Here is a 6,794-nt window from a genome sequence, read left to right as displayed (position 1 = left end):
TAATCCAGCCTCATCGTTGTCAACAAGTAGATATATCTTAATTTTTTCTCTTACATTCTCATACAACTGGTAAAGTTGATATAGTTGTCCCTTACTGAGCGAATGGCCAAACATCCCAACCGTATTTTTATAACCATGTTTAAGAACCATTTTCATTACATCAAAAGGACCTTCAACAATAAAAACTTCTTCCTTACTGCTATTAACCAACCTATTCGCATTATATAAAGCACATCCCGATTTAAACCCCTCAAAATTATAATATTTTTTATATTTGCAGTTTTGATTTTCAATCTCTTTTATTTGTTCTTCTCTGCTCATAGTATCATCTAATCCCAATCTTTTAGCCCAATAGTTGTAATGTTCCTCTTCACTATATTTACTTCTCCCAACAACCCCTACAAGCCTGCCCTCTAAATCTCTAATTAAGAAGCATATTCTGTTTTTAAAACCATTAGTACAATCTCTTCCCGCAAAATAAACTTCCATCTCTTCTGCATCTATTGCAGTAAATCCTCTCTCAAAAAACACAGGAGGATATACTCCTTTATTAAAACCAAAACCTTCAAGGCTAATCTCTGGAAGAATTCGCTTCTCAAGCAAAATTTCTTCTTCAACATTTACAAATTCCTTTTTTATTTCTTCAGCGTTAATTTTGGGAAGATTAGCAACTGTAATTCCTAAAACTCCTGCTATCCATTCAAGTGCTTCAATAAAACTACAGTTTTTCTTTTCACATATGAATTTGATAAAGTTTTCATTTTTTCCGCATTTAAAGCAAATTATAAAAAAAGAATTATCCGTACCTTTCTTCAAAATTGCATGCTGATACCTTTTACTGTGCATATCACATCCCCAGGGACAGTGCTCAAACTTCCCATTCTCTATTACATACCCCATGTTTCTAATAACGTACTCTATATATGATTGACTACTATCGTCTATTCTCTTTTTTAACTCATGATAGTATGCATATGTCTGCTGTTGATAGGTATTAAACTCGCCTTTCATCTTTTTTGGATGATATTTGAGGTATGTTTTAACAACTACTCTAATTTCTTCGTTATCATTATGGGTAAGATAGTTTTCTATATAACTTCTATTTATTTCATCAATTTGCTTCAGCGTTAGTCCCTTATATTTCCCAAATCTAACAATATAGTCACCCGCATATGTTTTAAAGCATTCTGCAATTTCTTCTTTTACTAAATTGTTCGTGCTTCTCTTATACTGCCCCCATAGGTACTGCAAACCTGAAAAATTGGCATGGATAATTTCCATATTCATAACTTTCACCATATCCATCCCTTTTACCTTTCCAAATGAAAATGTTTTGTTTCCCATATACATCGCCTCCGTCTTAATTTGGAGGCATTATATTGGTCGTTTCGTTAGGTTTCAAATTTTAATCTTATTTTTTTAAATTTTTCAGGTGAAAATTTGATTTTCTTCCTGCTATGGCTAAAATGTCAAAAACAGTTGTGGAGGAATGTTTATGACGAAAAAACCATTTGTAAATGATGAGAATGTAAAAAAACTTTTATATCAATATAAACTAGAGAAAAGCAAAAACATCTTAAGTAAAAGTCGGCAAAACGAGACTTTAATTAATCTATACAATTTAATGGAGCCCCTTTTGAAATGGACGATAACAGGGGATATAACTAAAATATATTCTTCAAAGATGAGAAAGCAAAAATATTCTAAACTTTATGACCTACAGAAGTCCTTTTCCAGTGATATTAATACGAACAAATTTAAAATAGACTTTAGCATTGCCTGTGAAAAATATCTTAAAGATTATATTGACCAATATGGGTATTGGGATAGTAATAACCCGTGGAACTATTCTCTAATCTATCCGTTTTGGGAAGTTGTAGAAAGAGTTCCATTAGAAAAACTTGAAAAATCAATTGAGCAATACAATAATGAATACTCCTATTATCTTGCTATTAAATTCTGCGATGATTATTGGAATTACATATATAGATGTGTGAGAAAGGACTTAGCACTTCAGATATTTAGCATAGATAAGATAAAGCATAAATGCAATAATAATGACTCATCTAACTATTTTGATAGGTTTCTATTTAGTAATCATATATGCAGTTCAACTAATGAAATCAAGGATATAAAAACTCTTTTGTCAGATATAAAAAATATACTGACTTGCGGAGAATGGAAATTATGGAATTTGTTTATTCAAGGGTATACACATGCAGAAATAGCAGCAAAATTAAATATTACACCTGAATACTCCCGCCAATTAAAAACAAGGATTTTAAAAAAACTTCGTACCCATTTGCTTTTAAAATACAATAATAAATAAGGGAATACTAATTTGTATCATATCTGAAAACTTATCACTATAGTCTAGTTTAATTTCCGTTCTTGATGTCGTAAAGTCCTTATAATATATATGTATTTAGTAAAAACAGAAAGATGCTCATTAATACAAGGGTTTGAAACCCCTTTTGAGCGACAAAAATAAATGTGCATGAAATAAAATTTTTATTTGACATTAGTATATATCATCTTCTAAACTATCAAAAATCAAAAAGGAGATGATGCTCATGAAATCAAAACAATTAAAATCAGAAATCAAGGAATTATTTAACTTTGTAGAGACATCCTTTGGACGAGATTCCTTATTATATCAAAATCTCGATTATTATCTCGATATTCTCGTTAGCGTATATGAATATAATCACGATAGCGAAAAAGATTTATTGAAAGAACTGAAGAATTTGCTTTTGAAACTCTCTAAAGAAATTCCTGAACTAGAACCAAAGCAGTTTAAGGAAAATTACCCAAGTATAAACGAGATGATTCAATATCTCGATATCAATCTAACAGACTAGCAGATTTAAAAGGCTTTTCAGTTTTTGCTGGAAAGCCTTTTTTATATAGATTTTTTATAAGATTTAATGGGTAAGAAAAATCGATACTTTTATTATTTACAATATACTATATCCTGTGGCTCCTATTCCCTTTAGACTTTAATCCCCCTTCACCTGCTATATATCAATTTTAGAATCACTTTTTTGTCCCCTAATCCTTAAAACCATTTCTAACCCCTTTTCCCTAATCAAGGTATACAAAACCTACCCATTTGCTCCGTTTTTAATAGAAAAAGATGCGTTTCTAATAATTCATTCTTACTAATTTTCTTATTAAGGAAACCGTTTCTAAAATCGGATTTTATTAAATTGATATTCAAGCCTTAGTTCCTTATAGTTCCATACATTTCATTCCAGTTCGTTTGGGAACTCTGTAATAAGGAACAAGGAATTAGGAGAAAGGGGTAAGGTAGAATAAGGCTTAACCTAAGGAAATTTATGGCTTATTCAATATCTGTCCACCTATACTTTTATCCAAGAAAAAAAGCAGGAAGTCTGAAACTTCACTGCTCATAAAGGTTAAAGGCTATAAATTATCAAACATATCGAATATGTTGTCAGGCAGTTCATGCTGAATACAATCATCATTATCTTTTCTGCTGTTTCCTGTAGTAATTCCTCCACATTCTGCTATTGCCTCTTTTACAGCCTGTTTTATTGTTTCCTTATCAAAAGTTTTGTTCCCTTTCCCCGTGTAACTTAATACTGCCTTTATGACATAATCTGTTTTATATTTCTGCTTTGATAATATATTAAAGACTTCTAAATCATCTTTTCTGTCTAAAGAAAAAGATAAATTAAGCCTTTTTACAGTCATAAAATCACCTTCTTAGTTCCTGCTCTAATAGGATTTTATAGCCTCTGGCATTTGCAAACTGGTCAAGAAAATCTGCATATTTTACTCTTCTGGATTCTTCAATATATTTCTGAAGCAGCATACTTCCCCCGCCTGTGAAAACAGTAGGGTTACGGAATTCAAACCCATATTCTTCAATTTTGGCTAATATGTTTTCTACATACTCTTCTGACATCACTTTAATTATTTCCTTAATGTCAGCCTCGAAAAGGACAGGTTCTTTTCCTGCTATAATATCCTGTATCTGAGTTTCCGTTAACTTAATATTCGTTTTTAAAAGTTCCTGCTGGATATTCGCAATTAACGTAATGATTCCGCTATGAAGCGAGTAGCATGATGAAACATCAATGATTCCATTTTCTACTCTGAAAAAATCAATTGTATATCCACCAATGTCGATAACATTGCATAGCAGATTTCTGTAATTATTAAACACCGTTATCAGTGCGGAATACCCTTGAGTATAAGTACGGCAATCAACTATATTAATTGTATAATCCTTTTTATTAAAATTAAATTTTATGTCCCGTCTTAAAAAATACTCACGAAATTTTCTCTTTAGTGTTCCATAACTGACAATCGGGAGCCCTACTCCCAGGATTACATCTACCTCACCTTCTACTCCTGCTTTATTTATCGCATCTGCAATTGCAGGCAAAGACAAGATGAAAGCATCCTGATTGACTGTCTTATCCATTTGAACACTTAATCTACTACTCCCGATACTGTAAAACTTACCTTCATAAATTAACAAGTTGCTTGTTGAGATTGGTTCATTATTAGATTTAATGAATCCCTGTGAACGCTAAATAACTTTATACAAATTTCATTCAATAAGATTTTACGACTTTTTCTAATATTTGTATATTAATTTCCAGTTTGACGAAGTGTACCATTGATAATGAGAAGTGGGTATGGTAGCCTGCCAATGGCGATGCTACAAGGGTTTTAAGACCATCGCCCTAGCATCCTAACCATGCCCACAGAGGCTCGTAAAATCCTATTGTTCATACAAATTCCTCCATTCTTCAATATATTTTAAGTTCGTTATAGTTCTTTATATTTAATCACTTTTTATAATTTCAAGTATTTTTGCAAAAAAATTGCTTACCTGAATTGGTAAGCATACTATAAATAGAAACAGTATAGAGGTATTCAATCATGATTAATGTAAAATGCCTTATTATTCGTGAACAATTAATTTATATGAAATCTTTTAATGTAAAATCAAGTATTTTTTATTTATTTTTTGGCTCTTTTTACCCTATCCCTTTTCTCCTTCCTCCTTCACTCTTCTCCTAATATATATGTTATTTAGTTAATTCCCCGAAAGCCTTGTTTTAACTACACTTATGCCGATTTTAGAGCGACAAAAACTTATTTGGATACAATGGTTAAGGTATATGGTGTTAAGGAACATGCAAATCCAGTATTTACTTCCCCTAACCCCTTTCACCTTTTAAAAATTACTTTACAAAAATTCTCTTACAAAAACTTGACTTTTCCCTATCCCTCCGTATAATGTAAAAAATTCAATTTGAAAGGATGGTTCTATGGGTCAGAATTTATACATAAAAGACTTCAAAAGCCTGAAAGTATGGCAGAAATCAGCAGAATTAACAAGTGAAATATATAAAATCACTAAAAAGTTTCCTAAATTTGAAACTCATATAATTGTGTCTCAACTCCTCAGGGCGTGTACTAGTATTTGCGCTAATATCGCAGAGGGCAATACACAGTTATATCAAAGCAGAGAATACTACCACTACAATCTGGCCCTCGGAAGTGCAGGGGAGACCCGTAACTTTCTTACCATAGCCCTTATGAATGAATATATCACCAAAGAGGAGTATGATGCATTGGAACTAAGGCTAATTGAAATTATTAAGATGCTTTATGGATGTATCAAAAAACTGCAATCTGATGCAGATAACGAATTAAAAGATACTGTTATGGTCTAAATAGTATTACATATAAAAATGAGCCTGTAATAGCAATATAGTGCTATATTTACAGGCTCATTTTTATATATTACCTGGGATTTCTATCTTTGTCATTTATGCCTTCTAGCCTTTCTATATGCCACCTTCAATTGTTTAGGTAAAGCCCATTTTTCTTTCAAGACATATTCATCATGCCTTTTCAGATACTCAAATACATCATCAAGATTGGTAAACTCCTGCTGAAAATGATAATTCTTATTTCCAAATTTCTTGTTCTGGTGATAAAGAAGGTATCGTTTCTTCCCAGTTCTTTGTATTATCCATAAATCTAGAACTGAATAGGCATATATAACATTCTGAACAACTGTAACGCTGAGATTATATTTATTGCTTTCACAAACTTCATCTTCGCTAAATGCATAAGTACTATTACATCTTACTGGTTTCATTAATACCACCCCCTTTTGACTTATTTTATCGGGCCAAAAGGAGTAAGACAAGGGTCCAGCAGCAAAATTCAACTTTTCGAAAGCGTCAACGTAATGTTGACAAATTCGAAAAGTTCATAAGGTTATCCTTAATTCCTCTTTTTCCCACTGAGAAAAAACTCACTTAGCAAACCACAAGAATTATTCCAAAATTTATTACATAGCATTAGAATTGATTTATCTATCACGAAATCATGCTTATGATTGTAGAAAAAAATCAACGGGACCGTTGGATTGGGTGTGGCTGCACATTCAGTTCGTTCCAAGACATAAAAACCCTGTGAAGGATTACAAAATTTCTCCTGTAAGCACCTCACGTGTTTTTACTAAACTTTATTCTCTTTCACCAACCATTTTTTATTAATCAAACTTTGTTTTGATTGGAGCATAGTAAGATTGTTATAAATATTACATAAAAATTATCGATATTTTAATTTACAATGATAATATGGATTGTTAACTTTAAAATTAAAAATAACCAAAGGAAACAATCCATAAAATTCGTTCACTTTATATTAAAGAAATTTTTATTTTTAAGTGAACGAATTATAAACTTTATAGAATAATTATATTCGATGTTTAATGTTTGCTATCATTCCCTGTCCAA

The 6,794-nt window shown here is 31.4% G+C and carries 7 protein-coding genes; 3 read left to right on the top strand and 4 right to left on the bottom strand.

The features are described from left to right. The coding region (locus JG776_RS12345) for a toprim domain-containing protein (protein WP_291967974.1) at positions 1-1,344 on the bottom strand (1,344 nt) is incomplete at its 3' end. A 151-nt stretch (positions 1,345-1,495) separates the two neighbouring features. Here JG776_RS12345 and JG776_RS12340 point away from each other — a divergent pair. Next, positions 1,496-2,329, top strand: coding sequence for a sigma factor-like helix-turn-helix DNA-binding protein (locus tag JG776_RS12340; protein ID WP_291967972.1), 834 nt, complete (start codon positions 1,496-1,498; stop codon positions 2,327-2,329). A gap of 244 nt (positions 2,330-2,573) precedes the next feature. Further along, positions 2,574-2,861 (top strand): hypothetical protein, encoded by a 288-nt coding sequence (locus JG776_RS12335; RefSeq protein ID WP_291967971.1) that lies wholly within the window; start codon positions 2,574-2,576, stop codon positions 2,859-2,861. A gap of 565 nt (positions 2,862-3,426) precedes the next feature. On the opposite strand, the gene JG776_RS12330 is transcribed toward JG776_RS12335, so the two are convergent. Further along, complete coding sequence (locus tag JG776_RS12330; protein WP_291967970.1) at positions 3,427-3,717, bottom strand: hypothetical protein; 291 nt, start codon at positions 3,715-3,717, stop codon at positions 3,427-3,429. 4 nt (positions 3,718-3,721) lie between these two features. Next, a complete protein-coding gene (locus JG776_RS12325) occupies positions 3,722-4,453 on the bottom strand; it encodes a ParM/StbA family protein (protein WP_366934218.1) in 732 nt (243 codons plus the stop codon). Positions 4,454-5,309: 856 nt separating this feature from the next. Here JG776_RS12325 and JG776_RS12320 point away from each other — a divergent pair. Continuing rightward, the gene (locus JG776_RS12320) at positions 5,310-5,717 is read left to right on the top strand and encodes a four helix bundle protein (protein ID WP_291967967.1); all 408 of its coding nucleotides are present in this window, start codon (positions 5,310-5,312) and stop codon (positions 5,715-5,717) included. A 92-nt stretch (positions 5,718-5,809) separates the two neighbouring features. On the opposite strand, the gene JG776_RS12315 is transcribed toward JG776_RS12320, so the two are convergent. Next, positions 5,810-6,148, bottom strand: a complete 339-nt coding sequence (locus tag JG776_RS12315; RefSeq protein WP_291967965.1) for a hypothetical protein — start codon at positions 6,146-6,148, stop codon at positions 5,810-5,812. Positions 6,149-6,794: the final 646 nt, after the last annotated feature.

The sequence above is a fragment of the Caloramator sp. genome (genome assembly GCF_020054765.1).
In the GTDB taxonomy this organism is placed as follows: Bacteria; Bacillota; Clostridia; order Clostridiales; family Caloramatoraceae; genus Thermobrachium; species Thermobrachium proteoclasticum.
The sequence above is the reverse complement of the archived record's forward strand: the minus strand, read 5'-3'. Positions and strand labels throughout refer to the sequence as shown.

Bases quoted from the DNA above. Each gene is read 5' to 3' on its own strand.
- JG776_RS12330 (WP_291967970.1), bottom strand. From the start codon at position 3,717: ATGACTGTAAAAAGGCTTAATTTATCTTTTTCTTTAGACAGAAAAGAT.
- JG776_RS12335 (WP_291967971.1), top strand. From the start codon at position 2,574: ATGAAATCAAAACAATTAAAATCAGAAATCAAGGAATTATTTAACTTT.
- JG776_RS12315 (WP_291967965.1), bottom strand. From the start codon at position 6,148: ATGAAACCAGTAAGATGTAATAGTACTTATGCATTTAGCGAAGATGAA.
- JG776_RS12340 (WP_291967972.1), top strand. From the start codon at position 1,496: ATGACGAAAAAACCATTTGTAAATGATGAGAATGTAAAAAAACTTTTA.
- JG776_RS12325 (WP_366934218.1), bottom strand. From the start codon at position 4,453: ATGGATAAGACAGTCAATCAGGATGCTTTCATCTTGTCTTTGCCTGCA.
- JG776_RS12320 (WP_291967967.1), top strand. From the start codon at position 5,310: ATGGGTCAGAATTTATACATAAAAGACTTCAAAAGCCTGAAAGTATGG.